A 21,391-nucleotide genomic window follows, 5' to 3' on the forward strand; every position below is an offset into this window, starting at 1 on the left:
AGGCAGTTTTCATATAAGTAAGGAGAGTCTATCAATGGGGAATGTTTATTTAGTAGGTGCAGGACCAGGTGATCCTGAACTGATCACGTTAAAGGCTGTTAAATGCATTCAAAAGGCCGATGTCATTTTATATGACCGCCTTGTGAACAAAGAATTGCTTTCCTATGCAAAAGAAGGTGCAGACCTTATTTACTGCGGAAAGCTGCCAGATTATCACTTAATGAAGCAGGAAACAATCAATCATTTTCTTGTCCGCTACGCTAAAAGCGGAAAAATCGTCACCCGTCTGAAAGGCGGAGATCCGTTTGTGTTCGGCCGGGGTGCAGAAGAAGCGGAAGCCCTTGTCAAACACGGCATCCCGTTTGAAATTGTACCCGGCATCACATCTGGAATAGCTGCTGCTGCATATGCAGGGATTCCCGTCACACACCGTGATGTGAGCGCAAGCGTTGCCTTCGTTGCAGGGCACCATAAAAACGATGAAAAAGAAGAGCAAAAATGGGCAAGTCTTGCAAAAGGGATTGATACACTTGCAATCTATATGGGAGTGGGGAATCTGCCCTATATTCAGGAGCAGCTGCTGAAAAACGGAAAGTCCAAAGATACCCCTGCTGCGCTTGTTCACTGGGGAACGACTGACGTTCAGAAGACTGTAACCGGAACGCTTGAAACGATTGCAGAGATTGCCAGAACTGAAAAAATCACGAACCCCAGCATGATCATCATCGGAGAAGTTGTCCGCTACCGCGAAAAAATCAGCTGGTTTGAGGAAAAAGCCTCTAAAGCTGCCATCAGCGGGGTGCTTTAGGATGAAACAGGCTGTTCTATATGTCTGCCACGGCAGCCGGATCAGACAGGCCTGTGATGAGGCTGTCTCCTTTATCAGGCGGGTCCAGCCGCACATCGAAGCGGATATTCAGGAAATTTGCTTTCTTGAACTGGCCGAGCCCTCCATTGAAGAAGGATTCGCTGCATGCGTCAGAAAAGGGGCTGAAAAAATCGCGGTAGTGCCCCTGCTTTTGCTGACGGCCGCTCATGCGAAAGAGGATATACCAAAAGAAGTTGCAGAAGCCGCATCGCTTTTCCCGCATGTTGAGGTAACGTACGGAAAACCAATCGGCGTTCATGAAAAACTGGCTGAGAGTGTGCTCAAGCGAGTAACGGAACAGGGAAATCCGGGTCCCGGATCGCTCATCGTCATTGTCGGCAGAGGAAGCTCTGATCCGGATGTGGCAAGAGATTTAAAGGAAATCAGCCTGCTTGTAAAAGACCGTGCAGGCGGGAGCGAAGTGGACATAGCCTTCGTGACAGCAGCAAAACCGAGTCTTGATGATATGCTTGATAGGGTGGCGGGCATGAATGATAAACGCATTTTTCTAGTGCCTTACCTGCTCTTCACAGGTCTTGTCATGAGAGAGGTTATGAGAAAGGCTTTGTCTGTTCCCCATAAGGATTTAACTGTGTGCAGATACCTTGGATACGACAGCGGGGTTGAGGAAGTCTTTACTGAGCGCGTGCAGGAAGCCGTTTCAAACCGGGACGGTGCATTTGACTTTATATATGAGGGAAAAACGCATGCTTCCATTAATGATTGATGTGAAAAACCGGCCAGTCGTCATCATAGGCGGGGGGAAAATCGCATGCCGAAGACTTGCCGTTTTTCTCGAGCAGGGAGCAGCTGTCACAGTTGTCAGCCCTGAGGCTGCTGCAGAAATACAGGAACTTCATCTTGCAGGCATCATTACGTGGAAGCAAAAAGAAGTTCAAAAAGAAGACCTGTCGGATGCGTTCTTAATCATAGCAGCTGCCGGAAGCAGGGAAGTAAATGCCTGGGCTGCAGAAGCGGCGGGAAAGCACCAGCTTGTAAACATTGCGGGTGAAGCCGGCCTTGGAAATGTACAAGTTCCCTCTATAAAAAAAAGAGGCAGACTTACCCTGTCAGTTTCAACAGACAGCGCAAGCCCTGCTCTCGCCAAAAAAATAGCCGGTCATTTTGCCGATCAGCTGAACGACCCATTCATCATCAAACTGAACGAACTGCATGAACAGCGGAAACACATTCACGCATCTGATCTGAGCAGGGAAGAAAAAAAGAAACTACTAAAAAAGCTGGCAGATGACTGCATGGAACTTTTATAAAGAGCATGGAATCTAAAAATAAAGGGTTCGGTTTAAAGATTCTAAACAAAAATCGCAAAGTATTCGCACACCATTCAACAATTGAAATGGTGTGCTTTTTCATTTATGTCATTTAAACAGGATGTTAGATAATTGTGATAAAATGGAAATAACAGTTATTCGGTTAAAGGGCAGGATTTTTCAATAAGCATTTGAGATAAATTTGAATAAGGAGGGATATAAAATGAACGCAATTAATCGTTGGGTTGTTTTTACTTTTCTTGCTTTCATTACAGTTTTAATGGTCAATAAAGGAATAAATTTATGGTCTCTTGGAACAAATGTGGATGGCGATGGCATTGGAGTACACTTCTTAGGATTAGAAATAAATGACAGAGTACCAGAAGCGAATATCCCTGCATATGCAATTGGTTTCTTTGTTGCAAGTTTTATTTCTTTGTTGATTGCCTTTGCATTTGTTGGGAAAACTTTTTTGAAAAGTAACACACCAGCACGTTAATTTTAATAGATATTCAACGATTGGGGGCGATTACAGAAACATGAATAAGAAGCTATAGATTGGGCTCCTTATTTTGTGTGCTATTTGACATTAGAATCTAAAATATGAGTCTATTTCGTACCTTTTGAAGCTTAGTAGAATGCTCCAAGCTCCAGTGGACTGAAGCGGAAGGCACTTGACTCCTGCGGGATGAAGAGTGCACTGGAGACCCCGCAAGCGCAGCGAGGAGGCTCCAGGCGCTCCCCGCGGAAAGCAAGTGACTGCAGCGAAAGGGAACGGGTACATTTCATGTTTTTCCTAAGTAAGCAGGAATACAAAAAAAGATATGGAATGGTATCAAAGGACATCTAACAAAAATCTGGAGGAGAAAAAATGAAAAGCCCTGTAATGAACCAAATCGGAACCGTGTTCGTTCCTGTCAGCGATGTAGAAAAAGCAAGAGACTGGTATTGCAGCATTCTAGGTGTGGAACCTCAAGGAGAAATCCAGTTCGGCCATATATATGTTCTCCCGATGCAGGGGACAGGTGCCGTTCTCGACAGCAAGATTTACCGAGAGGGAGAAGCATCAAAAGTGCCTTTGTTTCACTTCAATGCCGAAGATATTAATACAGCTCATTCATTCATTAAAGAAAAAGGAGCTGCCCATCAATCGGACATTCAGCATGATCATTATTTTACGTTTCAGGACCCTGACGGAAACACGCTCATGGTATGCAAGTGCTGATTCAATAAAAAGACCCCGGAAATGTCATTTCCGGGGTCTTTATTTTACTTTTTAAGCTTGATCACAAGATCAGGATCCGGCGTGACATAGACCGTCTGCTGGTTGTCGTAGATGACAAAGCCGGGCTTTGAGCCGTTCGGCTTTTTAACGTGACGGACTTTTGTATAGTCTACAGGAACAGAGCTTGAGCCTTTCGCTTTACTGAAGTACGCTGCAAGATTCGCTGCTTCAAGGATTGTTTCATCGCTTGGCTCCTGGTGGCGGATCACGACGTGGGAGCCTGGAATGTCTTTCGTGTGCAGCCAGATATCATCCCGGGCTGCCGTTTTGTTTGTCAGGTGATCATTTTGCTTATTGTTTTTTCCTACAAGAATTTCGGTGCCGTCACTGGATCGGTATGCTTCCAGCACGATTTTTGCCTGTTTGGCCTTTTTGTTTCCTTTTGTCTGTCTCTTTTTAAGATAGCCGCCTTCCATGAGTTCCTCGCGGATTTCCTCAATATCCTTCGGTGAAGCGGATTCGATTTGCTGGAAAAGGTTTTCGAAGTAGGCAATCTCTTTTTCGGCAAGTGAAATCTGCTCGTTAACGTAGGCTACAGATTTCTTTGCTTTATTGTATTTCTGGAAATAGGCCTGGGCATTATCTGACGGCGTTTTTTGAGGATTCAGCGTGATGGTGACCGTATCCCCGTTATAGTAATTGATGACATCCGCAGATGCATCTCCGCGCTTAATAGCGTACATATTGGCTGTTATCAGCTCTCCCTGAAGCTTGTACTTTTCAGCTTTTTCAGCATCCTTTAACGTTCCTTCAAGTTTTTTGATTTTCGTTTTATTTTTTTTGATTTCATTCTGCACGAACCGTTCAAGATCATTTCCCTGCTGCTTGACTCTGTCCCTTGCTGCTTTTCCATAATAATACCGGTCAAGCATTTCCGAAATGGTTGAAAACGGCTTTTCTTTTCCATCAAGGTGGGTGAGGGGAAGAATGTAAAAATAATCTTTTTCCGGAAGTTCAATCATGGCAGGTGAAAGCTGATGCTGCTTGATTTCACCGACAAGAGAAAGAAAGGACTTCGGCAGACTGCTTCTGTTGGCAAGGCCTGCACGGAACAGGATCTCGCGTGCAAACAGCGGGGAGATCCCTGAGAACTGCTGCATGATCTGCTGGTCTAATTTACCTGCGTTAAAATCGAGCTTCCGGAGCACGGTTTCTTCCGTTGCTTCAAATGGATCTGCTTTCATCTGCTCAGGGGGAAGCACATATTCCTGTCCGGGCATTACCGTCCGGTGGCGGTTTACAGCAGGTGAAAGATGCTTGATGCTGTCAAGAATCATATTCCTGCCGCGGTCTATCAAAATAATATTGCTGTGTCTTCCCATGACTTCAATGATCACCCTCTTGTAGGTGACATCTCCGATTTCGCTTCGTCCTTTCACATCGATATAGAGAATCCGCTCCATTCCAATCTGTCCGATTTCCTCAATGACTCCGCCTTCAAGATGCTTTCTCATCAGCATGCAGAACATCGGAGGCTCACTAGGATTTTCGTAGCTCTCTTCTGTTAAGTGAATTCTTGCATAGCTCGGATGAGCAGAAAGCAAAAGCTTATGATTGGCTCCGTTTGAGCGAATCACAAAAATAAGTTCGTTTTTATACGGCTGATGAACCTTTGAGATTCTGCCGTTTTCAAGTGAATTCTTAAGTTCTTCTGTTATCGCATATGTAAACATGCCATCAAATGACATCGCAAGCACCCTTTTCTATAGCTGTTTAGGAAACAATTGTTCATTCGAATTATTATAGCATTTTTTCGGACAGGTCTGAATAAATTGGCATTAGAAGAGATTGTCCTACTATTTAGAGTATTGAGAGGTGTAATAATCATTCATGAAATGGCATGAAGTGAAACCTGAGGAAGTACTAGAGTCCATTCATTCCAGCAGGGAAAACGGTTTGTCTGAAAAAGACGTACAGAAACGGGTCAGGCACCACGGATTTAATGAACTGAAGGAAGCGGAAAAACCTTCAGCCTTTTTAGTATTTCTTGAGCAGTTCAAAGATTTTATGGTCCTAGTATTGCTCGCAGCAACTCTCATATCCGGTTTGCTCGGCGAATACATTGATGCCATTGCGATCATTGCCATTGTGATGGTAAACGGGATCCTTGGTTTTTTTCAGGAACAGAAAGCAGAGAAGTCTCTGCAGGCCCTAAAAGAAATGTCGGCGCCACAGGTGCAGGCCCTCAGAGAAGGTGAATGGACAAGAATTCAGTCGAAGGACCTTGTTCCCGGTGATATCGTGAAGTTTTCGAGCGGTGACAGGATCGGGGCAGATCTGAGGCTGCTTGAAGCAAAAAGCCTTGAGATTGAAGAATCAGCCCTTACAGGTGAATCTCTTCCTGTTGCCAAATGCACAAACGCCCTTTCTGACAGTCACGCAGGAATTGGGGATCTCGTGAATATGGCGTTTATGGGAACGCTTGTGACAAGGGGAAATGGTGTCGGGGTTGTTGTCGCGACCGGAATGAACACCGCGATGGGACAGATTGCAGATCTTCTTCAATCTGCTGAAACGCTTGAAACCCCGCTGCAAAGACGGCTTGAACAGCTTGGCAAAATTCTCATCATTGTAGCCCTTGCCCTTACATGTTTAGTAGTAGCTGTCGGAGTCATACAGGGACATGCGCTTTACGATATGTTCCTTGCAGGAGTGTCGCTTGCCGTAGCGGCAATCCCGGAGGGGCTCCCTGCAATCGTGACCGTTGCGCTGTCTCTTGGGGTCCAGCGGATGATCAAACAGCGTTCAATTGTCAGAAAGCTTCCCGCTGTTGAAACGCTTGGCTGCGCATCTGTCATTTGTTCGGATAAAACAGGTACGATGACACAGAACAAAATGACGGTTACGCACATCTGGTCAGGCGGGACAACGTGGAAACTGAGCGGAACAGGCTATCAGCCAAAAGGCGATTTTTTTATCAATGACCAGAAAGTGCTTGTGAAAGACAGCAGGCCGCTGCAGCAGATTCTGACGTTCGGTATGCTCTGCAACACAGCAGAAATAACCGAAAAAGATGACGACTATGTTCTCGACGGCGATCCGACTGAAGGGGCTATGGCTGTTGCCGCGATGAAAGCGGGACTGTCGAGAGAATCTCTTCTGAATCAGTTCAAACTGGTGGAAGAGTTTCCTTTCGATTCAACAAGAAAAATGATGAGTGTCATTATCGAGGATAAAAATGGTAAAAGATTTGCTGTTACAAAAGGCGCTCCTGATATTCTTCTGAAAAAACTTGATTTTGTTCTATGGGGCGAAAAACAGCATGCTGTATCTTCAAAATATGAAGCAGAAATCATGGGAGCGATCGACAGCCTTGCTTCCCAGGCACTGCGAACAATAGCCGTTGCATTTAAACCTGTAGCCGTACAAAGTGTGTACCATCAGCATGAAGTTGAGAGAAACCTCGTGTTTCTTGGGCTGCAGGGCATGATTGATCCTCCGCGTCCTGAGGTAAAACAGGCCGTAAAAGAATGCAGGCAGGCCGGGATTAAAACCGTCATGATCACAGGGGACCATGCGAATACAGCGCGCGCTATCGCCTCTCAGCTTGATCTCCTTCCTCCAAATGGAAAAGTGCTGGACGGTGCGGCACTGTCTGCCATGTCGGATGAAGAGCTTGTGGCGGTTGTGGAAGATGTCTATGTCTTTTCAAGGGTTTCGCCCGAGCATAAGCTTAAAATTGTTAAAGCGCTGCAGAGCAGGGGACACGTCGTTGCCATGACGGGTGACGGGGTGAATGATGCTCCTGCAATCAAATCCGCCGACATCGGGATTTCAATGGGCATAACAGGAACAGATGTCGCAAAAGAAGCCTCTTCTCTTATTCTGGTTGATGACAATTTTGCAACCATAAAGCTTGCTATTAAAGAAGGACGCAATATATATGAGAATATCAGAAAATTCATCAGGTATCTGCTTGCCTCAAATGTCGGAGAGATTCTCGTTATGCTGTTTGCGATGCTCCTGGCCCTGCCGCTGCCGCTCGTTCCAATTCAGATTCTGTGGGTGAACCTTGTCACAGACGGACTTCCGGCTATGGCCCTCGGCCTTGATCAGCCTGAAGGTGATCTGATGCAGAGAAAACCGAGGCACCATAAAGAAGGTGTGTTTGCACGCGGTCTCGGATGGAAAGTCATTTCAAGAGGGTTTTTAATCGGTGCTGTCACCCTGGCAGCCTTCATGATTGTCTATTACAGAGACCCGGAAAACTTGATCTATGCTCAGACCATCGCGTTTGCAACGCTCGTCATGGCCCAGCTGATTCACGTTTTTGACTGCAGAAGCGAGCGGTCCGTATTCTTAAGAAATCCATTCGAAAATCTTTACCTGGTCGGAGCAGTCATTTCATCCATCTTGCTCATGCTTGGTGTCATCTATTACGCTCCGATGCAGCCGATCTTCCACACAGTTCCGATTCTGGCCAGAGACTGGCTCCTTGTTCTCGGCCTGTCCGCCATTCCAACTTTTTTGCTGGCGGGGTCACTTTTGACAAGTAAAAAAAGGGAGAATATGCTATAATTTTAAAGGTAATAGAGTTCTCTATTACCTTTTCTTTTGTTTAAAGATACAGAAAAGCATTTCTTATGATATGATCAGAGAATTGGATGTGATAAAAATGGTATGCAGCATGACAGGATACGGACGTTCAACTGAGAGAAATGATCAACACACCATAACAGCCGAAATGAAATCGGTTAATCACCGTTTTTTTGAAATTAACGTAAGAATGCCTAGACAATTGATGTCTGTTGAGGATAAAATCAAAAAAGTGATCTCATCCGAGGTTAAAAGAGGACGGGTTGAAGTATACATAACGATTGAAGGCGAAGCGCTGGCAGAACGGGTCATTGGAATTGACTGGAAGCTGCTTGACCAGTATGCGGATGCTGCGTCTGAAATGGAAAACCGGTATCAGACCGGGAGCAGGCTGAAGCTTTCAGATCTGTTCAGGCTTGACAGTGTCTTTTCCGTGGCTGAAATGGCTAAAGGAAATGAAACACTTGAAGAGTTGATTCTTTCGGCTGTCAGGGGTGCTGCCATGCAGCTTAAGGATATGAGGCGCGAAGAAGGATCCTATCTGAGAATTGATCTTCTGAAGCAGCTGTCTGAAATAGAGGGATATGCAGACGAGATTGAAAAGCATGCCCCGGACGTTGTGCTCCGTTATAAAAACAGGCTCGAAAAGAAGATGGCTGAGCTGTCAGGCGGCTCCATCGATGACAGCAGAATCGCAGCTGAAGCAGCCCTCTTTGCTGACCGGGCGGACATATCAGAGGAGATTACAAGAATAAGAAGCCACCTTCTTCAGTTCAGGCAGACAATGGAAAAGCCTGAACCTGCCGGCAGAAAGCTCGATTTTCTTGTTCAGGAGCTGAACCGCGAAGCAAATACGATCGGTTCAAAAGCAAATGACAAGGAGATCTCAAGATGCTCAGTCGAACTGAAAAGCGTGATTGAAAGAATTAAAGAACAGGTTCAAAATATTGAATAATTAGAAGTTAATCGTTTATGCCGGGCCTTTTAGGGCAAAAATAGGGTTGTCGTTTATTAGGGGGAGCAAACAGATGAGTATTAAACTAATTAACATTGGCTTTGGGAATATTGTTTCTGCCAATCGGATTATCTCGATTGTCAGTCCTGAATCAGCTCCGATAAAAAGGATCATTCAGGATGCCCGCGACAGAGCGATGCTTATTGATGCGACTTACGGACGCAGAACAAGAGCGGTCGTGATTATGGACAGTGATCATATTATACTATCTGCGGTTCAGCCAGAAACGGTTGCCCACAGGCTTTCAAATAAAGACGAGTTAACAGACGAAGGGTAGGGAACGTTCTGGATATGAAAGAAAGAGGATTACTCATCGTGCTTTCGGGTCCTTCTGGAGTCGGCAAAGGTACAGTGCGGAAAGCCATCTTTTCGCAGAATACAGACTTTGAATATTCGATCAGCATGACAACGCGCAAGCCTCGCGAGGGAGAAGTGGACGGAGTCGACTACTTCTTTAAAACCAGAGAGGAATTTGAGCAGCTGATCAAAGAGGAAGGCCTGCTCGAATGGGCGGAGTTTGTAGGGAATTACTACGGCACGCCGGTTGAATACGTTGAAAAAACGCTCAGTGAAGGAAAAGATGTCTTCCTTGAGATTGAAGTGCAAGGTGCCCTGCAGGTCAGAAAGGCATTTCCGGAAGGGCTGTTCATCTTCCTGATGCCGCCGAGCTTAAGCGAGCTGAAAAACCGCATTGTTACGCGCGGCACTGAGACACAGGATATCATCAATAACCGAATGGCTGCTGCCAAAGAAGAAATCGAAATGATGGATGCATACGACTATGTAGTCGAAAATGACCAGGTGGACCTTGCCTGTGCACGCATTCGCGCGATCGTAACGGCTGAGCACTGCAGACGTGACCGCATCGCACTTCGCTATAAGAAAATGCTGGAGGTTGAATAAAACATATGCTATATCCATCTATTGACAAACTTATGAACAAACTGGATTCAAAATACACGCTTGTAACGGTTGCCGCAAGACGTGCACGCGAAATGCAGGAAAATCACGATCAGCAGATCGTGAAGCCTGTTTCTCATAAATACGTAGGAAAAGCACTTGAAGAAATTCATTCAGGCCTGCTTGATTATGAAAAACAAGACTAATTGAATCGCTTTTAAAAATAACAACCTGATTCATCATGGGTTGTTATTTTTTCATACTGCCAGCAATTACAGGATAAACAGCACTGATGGGGGGATGTAAAATGAAGGGTAAAAAGATACTCCTTTGTGTAAGCGGGGGAATTGCAGTCTATAAAGCGGCTGCGCTGACAAGCAAGCTGGTGCAGGCGGGAGCAGAAGTAAAAGTGATCATGACGGCCTCAGCCCGTGAATTTGTCCAACCTCTTACGTTTCAGGCACTGTCAAGAAATGATGTCTACTATGACACGTTCGATGAAAAAAATTCTGCCGTCATCGCTCACATCGATCTTGCAGACTGGGCGGATCTGATCCTTGTGGCACCGGCTACAGCCAATACAATCGGAAAGCTTGCAAATGGAATAGCAGATGACATGCTTACGACAACTTTGCTTGCATCAACAGCCCCTGTATGGATTGCTCCGGCTATGAACGTCCATATGTATGATCACCCTGCCGTTAAGAAGAACATTTTGACCCTTTCTCAGTTCGGCTATCAGTATATTGAACCGAGCGAGGGATATCTTGCATGCGGGTATGTCGGAAAAGGCAGGCTTGAAGAACCGGAGAAAATCACGGCGCTGATTACTGCTTATTTTTCTGCTGAAGCTGAACAGCCGCTAAAAGGCAAAAAAATAATCATAACCGCCGGCCCTACACGTGAAAAAGCAGATCCGGTCCGATTCTTCTCGAATTCTTCGACTGGAAAAATGGGATATGCCCTTGCAGCTGCTGCAAGAAACATGGGAGCCGATGTCACTCTGGTGTCCGGTCCGGTGAGTCTTGCACCGCCCCAGGGTGTGGAAACTGTGCAGGTGGAATCAGCAGAAGACATGTACAGGGAAACAGTCAACAGGTTCGCTGAGGCGGACATCGTGATCAAGTCGGCTGCTGTCGCCGATTACCGCCCGCGTCTTGTGTCAGATGAAAAAATGAAGAAGCAGGACGGCGATCTTGTGATTGAGTTTGAACGGACAAAGGATATTTTAAAAGAGCTGGGCGAACGGAAAGAACATCAGATTCTTGTCGGATTTGCTGCTGAAACTCATCATGTTGAAGAGTATGCATTAAAAAAACTTGAGAAGAAAAACCTTGATATGATTGTGGCCAACAATGTAAATCAGGACGGAGCCGGCTTTGGCACGGATACAAACATTGTCACGATCTATAAGCGGAGCGGAGAAAAAATGGAACTTCCCGTTATGTCCAAAGAAGAAGTTTCAAAGAATATACTCCGCGAGATTATCCGTCTTGATAAAGGAGTTTAAATGATGAAGTTTGCCAGTGTAATCGTAGATGTTAAAGCCATGCAGACAGACAGGGCGTTCGATTACCTGATTCCTGAAAAATGGATGGGTTTTATCAAACCCGGCATGCGTGTGATCGTGCCATTCGGACCGCGTGCGGTGCAGGGGTTTGTTATCGCTCTGAAAGACAGCAGCGATTTTGACAAAGTGAAGCCGATTACGGAAGTTATGGATATAACGCCTGCTTTGACGGCGGAGCTTCTTGACATCGGCCACTGGCTGACAGAGTCAACACTCTGCTTCAAAATTTCTGCGTTTCAGGCCATGCTGCCTGCTGCCATGAAAGCGAAGTATGAAAAAGAGATCCGCCTGACATCCTCTGAGGCGAAGGACAGGCTGCATCCAAAGTCTGCCCGCTGGTTTGAGAACGCACCGGGCATCTTCTGGAAAGAGATAGAAAAAAGCGACAGCGTGAAAGAGCTTCAGGGGGATATTGAGCGCGGGCTGCTTGAGGTCATATACCGGGTTAAACAGAAAAACAAACAAAAAACACAGAAGGTCATCCGTGCTGCTGTCACATCAGACGTGCTGAAAGAGGAAGCCTCCGGATGCACGCAGCAGGCAGCAAAGCAAAAAAAAGTACTGGATTATTTCGCAGAACATGGCGGAGCAGCTGTCCCTCTGCAGGAGCTTTTGCTTAAACTGAATATCACGGACTCTCCCGTCAAAACTCTGATCAAGAAAAACCTTCTGTCTGAATCCTACGAAGAAATCTACAGAGACCCTTATGCTGACCGCACATTCCAGAAAACAGAGTCTCTGCCGCTTACACCAGAACAGCAGACGGCGATTGCTCCTATTCTTGACGGCATCGAACGGAAGGCGCATGATGTCTTTTTGATGTATGGGGTCACCGGAAGCGGGAAAACAGAGGTTTATCTTCAATCCATTGAAGCTGTGCTGAATCAGGGGAGGGAAGCGATTGTTCTTGTGCCTGAGATCTCACTGACGCCGCAGATGGTCAACCGGTTTAAAGCAAGGTTCGGATCGCTTGTTGCGGTCCTCCACAGCGGACTTTCGATCGGTGAAAAATACGATGAGTGGAGAAAAATCCGCCGCGGTGAAGTTAAGCTTGTCGTAGGTGCAAGGTCTGCCGTTTTTGCTCCGTTTACAAACCTTGGCATGATCATCATTGATGAGGAGCATGAAGGCAGCTACAAGCAGGAAGAAAATCCCCGCTATCATGCAAGGGATGTAGCCATTTACAGGGCAAAGCGCCACAAGTGTCCTGTTGTCCTCGGCAGCGCAACTCCTTCTCTTGAATCGTTTGCACGAGCAGGCAAAGGGGTTTATCAGCTGCTTACCTTAAAAGAACGAGTGAACAGCCGCCCCCTTCCCGAAGTGGAAATTGTGGATATGCGGGATGAACTCAGGAGCGGGAACAGGACAATGTTTTCTAAAGTTCTGCTTGAGAAGCTGGAAGACAGGTTAGAAAAAGGGCAGCAGTCGGTCCTGTTCCTGAATAAAAGAGGCTATTCCTCCTTTATCATGTGCAGAGACTGCGGCTGTGTAAAGGGCTGTCCCCATTGTGACATTTCCCTTACGTATCACAAGCGCGGACATTTGTTGAAATGCCATTACTGCGGTCATGAGGAGCCGATGCCGAATGTCTGCCCTGAGTGTGCAAGCGAGCATATCCGCTTTTTTGGCACCGGCACACAGAGGGTTGAAGAGGAACTGGCAAAAGTTCTTCCGGAAGCCCGGATTATCCGCATGGATGTTGATACTACGGGGAAAAAAGGGGCGCATGAAAAACTTCTTACGGCGTTCGGCAACAAAGAGGCGGATATCCTTTTAGGCACACAGATGATTGCAAAAGGACTGGATTTTCCAGATGTGACGCTTGTTGGAGTTCTGACGGCAGATACGATGCTGCATTTGCCTGACTTCAGGGCGTCTGAAAAAACGTTTCAGCTCCTGACCCAGGTCTCCGGCAGGGCGGGGCGGCATTTGCTTCCGGGAGAAGTTGTGATTCAGTCTTATTCACCTGAGCATTACAGTATCCAGCTTGCAGGAAAGCATGATTATGATTCATTTTACATGCAGGAGATGACAGCAAGAAAGCAGCATGCATACCCTCCGTTTTACTTTCTTGCACTCGTCACGGTCAGTCACCCTGATCTGTTAAAGGCCGTCTCTGTGACGGAGAAAATTTCCCAGCACCTGAATCACAAATTGTCAAATCATGTTCAGATTCTCGGTCCGTCCGCTTCGCCAATTCCAAGGGTAAACGATAGATATCGCTATCAATGCATGATAAAATACAAGCGGGAAGAAAATCTTCATTCTGCGCTGAAGATGATCATTGAACGGTTTCAGCAGGATATGAACAAAAATCAGCTGTCCATTTCAATCGATATGAATCCTAACGCCATGATGTAGGTTTCAGAATTCGGATTAGCGTCAAAACTGGAGAAAAAATAAGCTTTTAAGTAGTTGGAGGACGTTTCATTGGCTATTAAACCGATTGTTCTGCATCCGGCAGATGTGCTGGAGCAGGAATGTGAAGATGTAACAGTATTTGACAGGAAACTGTCAAAGCTGCTGAAAGATATGTATGATACAATGATTGAACTTGACGGTGTGGGACTTGCCGCTCCCCAAATTGGAGTGCCTGTCCGTGCAGCTGTTGTTGATATAGATGATCATCACGGGACGATTGAACTCGTTAACCCGGTGATCATTGAAAAAAGAGGCTCTCAGACTGGTCCTGAGGGCTGCTTGAGTTTTCCCGGCCTTTTTGGAGAAGTAGAGCGGAGCGAGTATGTAAAAGTGCAAGCTCAAAACCGCAAAGGCAAACCATTTGTGATGGAGGCAAATGGTTTTTTAGCGAGAGCGATCCAGCACGAAATTGATCACCTTCATGGAATTCTTTTCACGTCCAAGGTGACAGCCTATTTAAATGAAGAAGAGCTAGAAGAATCGGAAGGATGATGGTCATGACACGAATTGTATTTATGGGAACTCCTGACTTTTCGGTTCCTGTTTTAAAAAGACTTATAAATGAGGGGTACAATGTGGTCGGGGTTGTGACCCAGCCAGACCGTCCAAAAGGCAGAAAAAAAACTCTTACGCCGCCGCCTGTAAAGGTGGAAGCAGAAAAGCAGAATATACCCGTTCTGCAGCCTGAAAAAATCAGGGATAAAAAAGAACTTGAAAAAGTGCTCGCTTTGCAGCCTGATCTCGTTGTAACCGCCGCATTCGGGCAAATTCTTCCGAATGAACTGCTGGAAGCGCCTAAGCACGGCTGCATTAATGTCCATGCTTCGCTGCTTCCTGAACTGAGAGGCGGGGCTCCGATTCATTATTCAATCCTTCAGGGGAAAAAGAAAACGGGCATAACCATTATGTATATGGCTGAAAAGCTTGATGCCGGCGATATTCTTACCCAGGCTGAAGTGGAAATTGATGAACGGGATCACGTAGGAACTCTGCACGATAAATTAAGTGCTTCAGGGGCGGATCTTCTGTCTGAAACGCTGCCTTCACTCCTGGAAGGCAAGCTTACACCGCAGAAGCAGGATCACGAAAAAGCGACATTCGCTTCAAATATTAAACGGGAACAGGAAATCATTGACTGGACGAAGTCCGGAGAGGACATTTATAACCATATCAGAGGATTAAACCCCTGGCCTGTTGCCTATACCTACCTTAATGGCCAGGTTGTGAAAATCTGGTGGGGAGAAAAAATGACTGGAAGCATTCATACCGCACAGCCGGGAACCGTCATCGGAATTGATTCAGATGGAATCGTCGTCTCCACAGGAAATACGACAGCCATCAAGATCACAGAACTTCAGCCGTCCGGAAAGAAGAAAATGAATGGCGAAGATTTCCTTCGCGGCGCACAAATCCAGGCTGGAGACAAGTTGGGAGAGAGCCATGAAGAAAAATAATGTCCGTGAAACGGCTCTTGAAACGCTGCTCATGATTGAAAAAAACCAGGCGTACAGCCATCTTCTGCTAAACTCCATGATAAAAAAGCACGGAGTAAAAGAGATTGATATCCCTCTGCTTACAGAAATCGTATACGGGACGCTGCAGCGCAGGGATACGCTGGATTTTTATCTTGCGCCTTTTATTAAAAATGCCAAAAAAACTGAGCAGTGGGTGCAAAATCTCTTAAGACTTTCCGTGTATCAGATGGTATACCTGGACAGAGTGCCGGAGCGCGCTGTTTTTCACGAGGCAGTTGAAATTGCAAAACACAGGGGCCATAAAGGCATTGCATCCTTTGTCAACGGCATCTTAAGATCGATTCAGCGGCAGGGGCTGCCCTCCACTGCTGAGATAAAAGATGAGGCAGAGCGCATCGCTGTTGAAACAAGCTTCCCGCTATGGCTTGTGAAGCGCTGGATCAGCCAGCTTGGGGCCGCTGATGCAAAAAAAATGTGCGAAGCCACTTTGACGCCGCCAAGTGTATCAGCACGTGTCAATTTTATGAAAAACACCCGCGGGGAGCTAATGGAGCAGCTTTTAGCAAAAGGCTTTCAAATTGAAGACGGCGATCTGACTGCTGATGCTATTAAAAGCCTGAAAGGCAGCCTTGTGCAGACGGAAGAATTTAAAGAAGGCAGGTTTACGATTCAGGATGAAAGTTCGATGCTGGTTGCCAGAACTCTTGCACCTGAAAAAGGAGATGCTGTTTTAGATGCATGTGCAGCGCCGGGCGGAAAATCAACCCATATTGCGGAGATTCTCGAGAACACAGGGACCGTCTACTCCCTTGATCTCCACAAGCAGAAAGTCAGCCTGATCACAGAACAGGCGGAAAGACTCGGCCTTACGAACATTAAGACTGAGGCAATGGACAGCAGAAAAGTGCATGAGCGCTTTAAAAACGAACAGTTTGACAAAATACTGGTCGATGCCCCATGCTCAGGACTTGGGGTTGTCAGACGAAAGCCTGACATTAAATACACGAAATCAGCCGAAGACGTGAAAAGACTGTCGCAAATTCAGCTGGAAATTCTGTCATCTGCCGCGCCTTTACTTAAAAAAGGTGGTACACTAGTCTATAGTACATGTACAATTGACAGCGAAGAAAACGGGCAGGTTGTTGACAAATTTCTTGCAGAACACAGTGAATTTGAACTTGATTCAGCAATGGCTGACCGGCTGCCGGAGGCTGCAAAGCCATATGCAGACGGCGGGCAAGTGCAGATTCTGCCCCACTATTTCGGAACTGACGGATTTTATATAGCAAGCTTAAGAAAGAAGGTGTAAAAATGGAAGAGGTAAAACGCACAAAGAAAACAGTCATCGAAGAAAACAAAAAACCTTCCATTTATTCTCTCGAACTGGGAGAAATAAAAAACTGGCTGACAGAAAACGGAGAAAAGCCTTTCAGGGCTGCTCAGATTTTTGACTGGCTTTATATTAAACGGGCAACAGCATTTGAAGAGATGTCAAATCTTTCAAAGGCGCTCAGAACAAAACTTGAGGAGAACTTTACGCTTACCACGCTTAAAACGATCATTCAGCAGACATCAAGCGACGGCACGATGAAGTTCTTATTCGAGCTGCACGACGGCTATTCCATTGAAACGGTTCTCATGCGCCATGAATACGGCAATTCAGTATGCGTTACAACACAGGTCGGCTGCCGGATCGGCTGTACGTTCTGCGCTTCAACACTGGGCGGATTAAAACGCAACCTCGAAGCAGGAGAAATCGTTGCTCAAGTCGTAAAAGTACAAAAGGCTCTTGATGAACTTGGAGAAAGGGTAAGCCATGTCGTCATCATGGGAATCGGAGAACCGTTTGATAACTATGACGAAATGATGGGATTCCTTAAAATCATCAATCATGACGACGGTTTGAATATCGGTGCACGCCATATTACCGTATCTACAAGCGGAATCATTCCTAAAATCTACAAATTTGCGGACGAACAGCTGCAAATTAACTTCGCTGTATCGCTGCATGCACCGAATACAGAACTCAGAAGCCGCTTAATGCCGATCAACAGAGCATATAAACTGCCTGAGCTAATGGAAGCTATTGAGTATTATGTGAACAAAACAGGACGACGCGTCAGCTTCGAATACGGGCTGTTCGGCGGAGTAAATGATGGGGTAGAACACGCTGAAGAGCTCGCAGCGCTTATTAAGCATCTGAAATGCCATGTAAACCTGATTCCCGTTAACTATGTGCCTGAGCGCGATTATGTAAGAACTCCTAAAGAACAGATTGATCTTTTTGAGAAAACATTGAAAAAGCGCGGCATTAATGTAACGACAAGACGCGAGCAGGGTCATGATATCGATGCGGCATGCGGTCAGCTGAGAGCGAAGGAGCGCAAAGAGGAGACGAGGTGACTTCATGGAAACCGTTATCGCAACAGACAGGGGAAAAGTGAGACAGCACAATGAAGACAGCGTTGGTGTTTTTCAAAATAAAGACGGTGATGTTTTAGCCGTCGTGGCTGACGGAATGGGCGGCCATTTAGCAGGTGATGTAGCAAGCCAGATGACAATTGCAGCATTAAAAGAGATGTGGGAGGATGCCTCGGGCATTTCCTCCCCGGATCTCGCCTCAGGCTGGCTTTCGGACCATGTGGCAAAGGTGAATCTGACATTGCTGCACCATGCTAAAACACATCCTGACTGCAGCGGAATGGGAACGACTGTTGTGGCGGCTATTTGCACAGAAGCTTTTGCAACTGTCGGCCATATTGGCGACAGCCGCGGCTATCTCTGCAACAGCAGCGGATTCAAACAAATTACAGAAGACCACTCACTTGTCAATGAACTGGTGAGATCCGGACAAATATCAAGAGAAGATGCCGAGCATCACCCGCGCAAAAATGTTCTTGTAAGGGCTTTAGGGACAGAAGAACATGTTGAACTAGACATGACTTCTATTTGTCTTGAAGAATCTGACCTTCTTCTATTATGTTCCGATGGGCTGTCGAACAAAGTAGGTGAAGAGGAGCTTAAAGATTTGCTTTCATCCGGGGGGGCGCTTCAGACCATTGCTCAGGAACTGATCAGAAAGGCGAATGATAACGGGGGAGAGGATAACATTTCACTCGTCATCGTCAAACAGCCGTCTGAAATCAAAGAGGGTGATGGGGCGTGCTGATCGGCAAGCGGTTAAGCGGCAGATATAAAATACTCCGCGTGATTGGCGGCGGAGGAATGGCTAACGTATATTTGGCGCGGGACATGATTTTAGACCGCGATGTTGCAATGAAAGTTCTCAGGTTCGATTTTTCAAACGACGACGAATTCATTAAACGGTTCAGACGTGAGGCTCAGTCCGCAACAAGCCTTGCCCACCCGAATATTGTCAGCATTTTTGATGTTGGAGAAGAAGACGGCATCTACTATATTGTCATGGAGTATGTGGAAGGAAACACACTTAAGCAATACATACAGCAGTATGCTCCCCTGCACCCTAGAGAAGCACTCAATATTATGGAGCAAATCGTATCAGCCATTGCACACGCCCATGAAAACCACATTGTCCACCGGGATATCAAGCCTCATAACATCCTGATCGATCCCCATGGCAATGTGAAAGTAACGGATTTCGGAATTGCAATGGCACTGAGCTCGACCACGATTACCCAGACCAATTCTGTCCTTGGATCTGTCCATTACCTTTCGCCTGAACAGGCAAGGGGAGGAATGGCAAATAAAAAATCAGATATTTATTCACTTGGCATTGTCCTGTTTGAATTATTGACCGGAAGACTGCCGTTTGACGGAGAATCGGCCATCTCCATTGCGCTGAAGCACCTGCAGTCTGAAACGCCTTCTGCCAAGCGCTGGAATGCAACGGTTCCTCAAAGTGTTGAAAACATTATTTTAAAAGCAATGGCAAAGGACACGTTCCACCGCTATGAGTCTGCTGAAGAGATGGAAGCCGATCTTTCAACCGCTTTAAATCCGGAACGGCTTCATGAAGAAAAGTTTGTCATACCGGAAGATACAGAGGCAACAAAAGCCATTCCGATTATCACGGATTCAGATATGTTTGAAAAAACCGGTGATACGCTAGTTCGTGCGCCTGAACCGGCTGCAGAAGAAACGTCTGCAAAAAATGCCCCGGTAAAGAAAGAAAAAAAGAAAAAAGAAGAGAAAAAGAAAAAAAGCAAAGCAGGAGTCATCCTGATCAGCCTCTTTTTGATCCTTCTTGCAGCAGGAGTTGCCGCTGTCACCGTTGTGCCGGCCCTGATGATGCCAAAGGATGTGGAAGTTCCTGATCTGACAGGGATGAAATATCAGGATGCGGTAGAGAAGCTTGTCTCGGAAAAATTTGAAGTGGATGATCCCATCCTGATTGCCGATGACGAAATTCCGGAAGGGGATGTCGTCAGAACGAAACCTGAAGCAGGCAGAATGGCAAAGGAAGGGGACAGCATTATCATCTACCAGAGCTCAGGCAAAGAGAAAGTCGAGCTTGATGATTATGTGGACAGAGACATTACAAGAGTCCGGGAGCTCCTTGAACGTAAAGGATTTGAAAAAATCACGGTCGAAGAAGAATTTAATGAAGCAGCAGCGGGAACGATTTTAGAGCAGGATCCTGAACCGGGCGACATGGTCATTCCAAGCGAAGATGAAATCGTGTTGACTGTAAGCGCCGGGCCGGAGGAATTTGAACTTCAGGACTTAAGAGGCTATTCAGAAGAAGCTCTGAATGCCTATATCGAAGACAAACAGCTTGTGCTTGTAACGAAGGAAGACTTTTCTGACACTGTGACTAAGGGGGAAGTGATCTCACATACTCCCGAGCCGTCAGCAAAAGTACTTCCGGGCGACACCGTTGAGGCCACTGTTTCCCTCGGGCCGAAAGAAAAGCCTGCCAAAAAAGTCAAACGGGTAATTGAAATTCCTTATCCGGAAGAGCTAGCAGGACAGCCGGCAGAAGTGAAAATCAGCATCGATGATGCCGAGCGGTCTGTAGCCGATGATTCTCAAATCTTTACTATTACAGAGAGCATAACTAAAGAAATCGAATTCACAATCGAGCCCGGTGGAAGAGCCTATTACATGGTAATGGTTGACAACCGCGTTGAGAAAACCGAAACCATCCCATATGAGTAATACGTGAATCACCAAGGAGGAAATGTATGCCTAAAGGCAAAATTATCAAAGCGTTAAGCGGGTTTTACTATTGTCTTGACGGTGATAAGACCATCCAGTGCCGCGGCCGCGGGGTTTTCAGAAAAAACAAAATCACCCCGCTTGTCGGCGATGAAGTCGTGTATGATTACGAAAATGAACGGGAAGGCACAATCCAGGAAGTGCTCGAGAGAAAAAACGAGCTTGTCCGTCCCCCGATTGCAAACGTTGATCAGGCTATTTTAGTGTTTTCAGCAGTCGAGCCTGATTTCAGCCCTGTTCTGCTTGACCGTTTTCTCGTTCTGATTGAATCTAATGACATTGAACCTGTCATCTGCATCAGCAAAATGGATTTGATCAAGGATGAAAAACAGCGTCAGGAAATCGAAGAATATGCAGCGGATTACAGAAAAATCGGGTATGAGGTGATGCTCACTTCTACTCTCGAGGAAGACGGAATTACTGAACTGCGTCCGCTGCTGAACGGCAGAATCTCTGTTTTTGCGGGACAGTCAGGTGTCGGAAAATCTTCGCTGCTGAATGTTCTGCGCCCTGAACTTTCACTGAAGACGAGCGGCATATCGTCTCATTTGGGCAGGGGAAAACATACGACACGCCACGTGGAGCTTATCCAGGTCGGAACCGGCCTTGTCGCTGATACCCCCGGTTTCAGTTCACTTGAATTTATGAACATAGAAACAGAAGACCTTTCCTACTGTTTCCCTGAGATGCGGGGTGTGAGCGGAGACTGCAAATTCAGGGCATGCACGCACATTTCAGAGCCGAAATGCGCCGTGAAGGAAGCTGTTGAGAATGGCAGTATTCCTGCTTACAGATATGAACATTATTTAAGCTTTATAGAAGAAATTAAAGACAGAAAGCCGAGGTACTGA

General features: G+C 46.2%; 20 protein-coding genes. 19 read left to right on the plus strand and 1 reads right to left on the minus strand.

Translation table 11 applies throughout. The features are described 5' to 3' along the window. Window positions 1-34 precede the first annotated feature (34 nt). The 5 genes from cobA to ACK1LH_RS09135 all read left to right on the plus strand — a co-directional run bounded on the left by cobA (window position 35) and on the right by ACK1LH_RS09135 (window position 3,364). A complete protein-coding gene (gene cobA, locus ACK1LH_RS09115; RefSeq protein ID WP_282034508.1) occupies window positions 35-808 on the plus strand; it encodes a uroporphyrinogen-III C-methyltransferase in 774 nt (257 codons plus the stop codon). A gap of 1 nt (window position 809) precedes the next feature. Next, window positions 810-1,595 carry a sirohydrochlorin chelatase gene (locus ACK1LH_RS09120; RefSeq protein WP_411334970.1) on the plus strand — a complete coding sequence of 262 codons (786 nt, stop codon included), beginning with the start codon at window positions 810-812 and terminating at the stop codon, window positions 1,593-1,595. Then, entirely contained in the window at window positions 1,576-2,139 is a 564-nt protein-coding gene (locus ACK1LH_RS09125) for an NAD(P)-dependent oxidoreductase (protein WP_051865216.1), read from the plus strand. The genes ACK1LH_RS09120 and ACK1LH_RS09125 overlap by 20 nt, the downstream gene beginning before the upstream one ends. Window positions 2,140-2,362: 223 nt before the next feature. After that, on the plus strand, window positions 2,363-2,638 hold the full coding sequence (locus tag ACK1LH_RS09130; protein WP_029281447.1) for a hypothetical protein: 276 nt from the start codon (window positions 2,363-2,365) through the stop codon (window positions 2,636-2,638). A gap of 372 nt (window positions 2,639-3,010) precedes the next feature. After that, the gene (locus ACK1LH_RS09135; RefSeq protein ID WP_029281446.1) at window positions 3,011-3,364 is read left to right on the plus strand and encodes a VOC family protein; all 354 of its coding nucleotides are present in this window, start codon (window positions 3,011-3,013) and stop codon (window positions 3,362-3,364) included. 44 nt (window positions 3,365-3,408) lie between these two features. Here ACK1LH_RS09135 and ACK1LH_RS09140 read toward each other — a convergent pair whose 3' ends face one another. Then, window positions 3,409-5,112: an NFACT family protein gene (locus tag ACK1LH_RS09140; protein WP_411334971.1), complete on the minus strand. Its 1,704-nt coding sequence runs from the start codon at window positions 5,110-5,112 to the stop codon at window positions 3,409-3,411. A gap of 142 nt (window positions 5,113-5,254) precedes the next feature. Here ACK1LH_RS09140 and ACK1LH_RS09145 point away from each other — a divergent pair, with 142 nt between their 5' ends. From ACK1LH_RS09145 to rsgA, 14 genes are all read left to right on the plus strand, one after another. After that, window positions 5,255-7,942, plus strand: a complete 2,688-nt coding sequence (locus ACK1LH_RS09145) for a calcium-translocating P-type ATPase, SERCA-type (RefSeq protein ID WP_411334972.1) — start codon at window positions 5,255-5,257, stop codon at window positions 7,940-7,942. Between the two features lie 97 nt (window positions 7,943-8,039). Further along, window positions 8,040-8,915 (plus strand): YicC/YloC family endoribonuclease, encoded by an 876-nt coding sequence (locus ACK1LH_RS09150; RefSeq protein ID WP_411335085.1) that lies wholly within the window; start codon window positions 8,040-8,042, stop codon window positions 8,913-8,915. Window positions 8,916-8,988: 73 nt separating this feature from the next. After that, window positions 8,989-9,252, plus strand: a complete 264-nt coding sequence (remA, locus tag ACK1LH_RS09155; protein WP_029281439.1) for an extracellular matrix/biofilm regulator RemA — start codon at window positions 8,989-8,991, stop codon at window positions 9,250-9,252. A gap of 14 nt (window positions 9,253-9,266) precedes the next feature. Further along, complete coding sequence (gene gmk, locus ACK1LH_RS09160; protein ID WP_029281437.1) at window positions 9,267-9,878, plus strand: guanylate kinase; 612 nt, start codon at window positions 9,267-9,269, stop codon at window positions 9,876-9,878. Between the two features lie 5 nt (window positions 9,879-9,883). After that, window positions 9,884-10,081 (plus strand): DNA-directed RNA polymerase subunit omega, encoded by a 198-nt coding sequence (gene rpoZ / locus ACK1LH_RS09165; RefSeq protein ID WP_029281435.1) that lies wholly within the window; start codon window positions 9,884-9,886, stop codon window positions 10,079-10,081. 101 nt (window positions 10,082-10,182) lie between these two features. Beyond that, entirely contained in the window at window positions 10,183-11,385 is a 1,203-nt protein-coding gene (gene coaBC, locus ACK1LH_RS09170) for a bifunctional phosphopantothenoylcysteine decarboxylase/phosphopantothenate--cysteine ligase CoaBC (RefSeq protein ID WP_029281433.1), read from the plus strand. 3 nt (window positions 11,386-11,388) lie between these two features. Further along, window positions 11,389-13,806, plus strand: a complete 2,418-nt coding sequence (gene priA / locus ACK1LH_RS09175) for a primosomal protein N' (protein ID WP_411334973.1) — start codon at window positions 11,389-11,391, stop codon at window positions 13,804-13,806. A 69-nt stretch (window positions 13,807-13,875) separates the two neighbouring features. Further along, window positions 13,876-14,358: a peptide deformylase gene (gene def, locus ACK1LH_RS09180; RefSeq protein WP_029281429.1), complete on the plus strand. Its 483-nt coding sequence runs from the start codon at window positions 13,876-13,878 to the stop codon at window positions 14,356-14,358. 5 nt (window positions 14,359-14,363) lie between these two features. Then, window positions 14,364-15,320: a methionyl-tRNA formyltransferase gene (gene fmt, locus ACK1LH_RS09185; protein ID WP_029281427.1), complete on the plus strand. Its 957-nt coding sequence runs from the start codon at window positions 14,364-14,366 to the stop codon at window positions 15,318-15,320. Continuing rightward, the gene (gene rsmB, locus ACK1LH_RS09190; RefSeq protein ID WP_411334974.1) at window positions 15,307-16,650 is read left to right on the plus strand and encodes a 16S rRNA (cytosine(967)-C(5))-methyltransferase RsmB; all 1,344 of its coding nucleotides are present in this window, start codon (window positions 15,307-15,309) and stop codon (window positions 16,648-16,650) included. The genes fmt and rsmB overlap by 14 nt, the downstream gene beginning before the upstream one ends. 2 nt (window positions 16,651-16,652) lie before the next feature. Continuing rightward, the gene (gene rlmN, locus ACK1LH_RS09195; RefSeq protein ID WP_029281423.1) at window positions 16,653-17,744 is read left to right on the plus strand and encodes a 23S rRNA (adenine(2503)-C(2))-methyltransferase RlmN; all 1,092 of its coding nucleotides are present in this window, start codon (window positions 16,653-16,655) and stop codon (window positions 17,742-17,744) included. Window positions 17,745-17,748: 4 nt separating this feature from the next. Beyond that, window positions 17,749-18,510 carry a Stp1/IreP family PP2C-type Ser/Thr phosphatase gene (locus ACK1LH_RS09200; protein ID WP_029281421.1) on the plus strand — a complete coding sequence of 254 codons (762 nt, stop codon included), beginning with the start codon at window positions 17,749-17,751 and terminating at the stop codon, window positions 18,508-18,510. Continuing rightward, window positions 18,504-20,480 (plus strand): Stk1 family PASTA domain-containing Ser/Thr kinase, encoded by a 1,977-nt coding sequence (pknB, locus tag ACK1LH_RS09205; protein WP_029565586.1) that lies wholly within the window; start codon window positions 18,504-18,506, stop codon window positions 20,478-20,480. Before ACK1LH_RS09200 ends, pknB begins: the two co-directional genes overlap by 7 nt. Before the next feature lie 26 nt (window positions 20,481-20,506). Further along, window positions 20,507-21,391 (plus strand): ribosome small subunit-dependent GTPase A, encoded by an 885-nt coding sequence (gene rsgA, locus ACK1LH_RS09210; RefSeq protein WP_029281417.1) that lies wholly within the window; start codon window positions 20,507-20,509, stop codon window positions 21,389-21,391.

The organism is Metabacillus indicus (assembly GCF_046603695.1).
Lineage (GTDB): Bacteria > Bacillota > Bacilli > Bacillales > Bacillaceae > Bacillus_P > Bacillus_P indicus.

Bases quoted from the DNA above. Each gene is read 5' to 3' on its own strand.
- ACK1LH_RS09200 (WP_029281421.1), top strand. From the start codon at position 17,749: ATGGAAACCGTTATCGCAACAGACAGGGGAAAAGTGAGACAGCACAAT.
- rsmB (WP_411334974.1), top strand. From the start codon at position 15,307: ATGAAGAAAAATAATGTCCGTGAAACGGCTCTTGAAACGCTGCTCATG.
- ACK1LH_RS09145 (WP_411334972.1), top strand. From the start codon at position 5,255: ATGAAATGGCATGAAGTGAAACCTGAGGAAGTACTAGAGTCCATTCAT.
- coaBC (WP_029281433.1), top strand. From the start codon at position 10,183: ATGAAGGGTAAAAAGATACTCCTTTGTGTAAGCGGGGGAATTGCAGTC.
- remA (WP_029281439.1), top strand. From the start codon at position 8,989: ATGAGTATTAAACTAATTAACATTGGCTTTGGGAATATTGTTTCTGCC.
- cobA (WP_282034508.1), top strand. From the start codon at position 35: ATGGGGAATGTTTATTTAGTAGGTGCAGGACCAGGTGATCCTGAACTG.
- rpoZ (WP_029281435.1), top strand. From the start codon at position 9,884: ATGCTATATCCATCTATTGACAAACTTATGAACAAACTGGATTCAAAA.
- priA (WP_411334973.1), top strand. From the start codon at position 11,389: ATGAAGTTTGCCAGTGTAATCGTAGATGTTAAAGCCATGCAGACAGAC.
- ACK1LH_RS09135 (WP_029281446.1), top strand. From the start codon at position 3,011: ATGAAAAGCCCTGTAATGAACCAAATCGGAACCGTGTTCGTTCCTGTC.
- fmt (WP_029281427.1), top strand. From the start codon at position 14,364: ATGACACGAATTGTATTTATGGGAACTCCTGACTTTTCGGTTCCTGTT.
- ACK1LH_RS09140 (WP_411334971.1), bottom strand. From the start codon at position 5,112: ATGTCATTTGATGGCATGTTTACATATGCGATAACAGAAGAACTTAAG.
- gmk (WP_029281437.1), top strand. From the start codon at position 9,267: ATGAAAGAAAGAGGATTACTCATCGTGCTTTCGGGTCCTTCTGGAGTC.
- ACK1LH_RS09150 (WP_411335085.1), top strand. From the start codon at position 8,040: ATGGTATGCAGCATGACAGGATACGGACGTTCAACTGAGAGAAATGAT.
- rlmN (WP_029281423.1), top strand. From the start codon at position 16,653: ATGGAAGAGGTAAAACGCACAAAGAAAACAGTCATCGAAGAAAACAAA.
- ACK1LH_RS09130 (WP_029281447.1), top strand. From the start codon at position 2,363: ATGAACGCAATTAATCGTTGGGTTGTTTTTACTTTTCTTGCTTTCATT.
- ACK1LH_RS09120 (WP_411334970.1), top strand. From the start codon at position 810: ATGAAACAGGCTGTTCTATATGTCTGCCACGGCAGCCGGATCAGACAG.
- ACK1LH_RS09125 (WP_051865216.1), top strand. From the start codon at position 1,576: ATGCTTCCATTAATGATTGATGTGAAAAACCGGCCAGTCGTCATCATA.
- rsgA (WP_029281417.1), top strand. From the start codon at position 20,507: ATGCCTAAAGGCAAAATTATCAAAGCGTTAAGCGGGTTTTACTATTGT.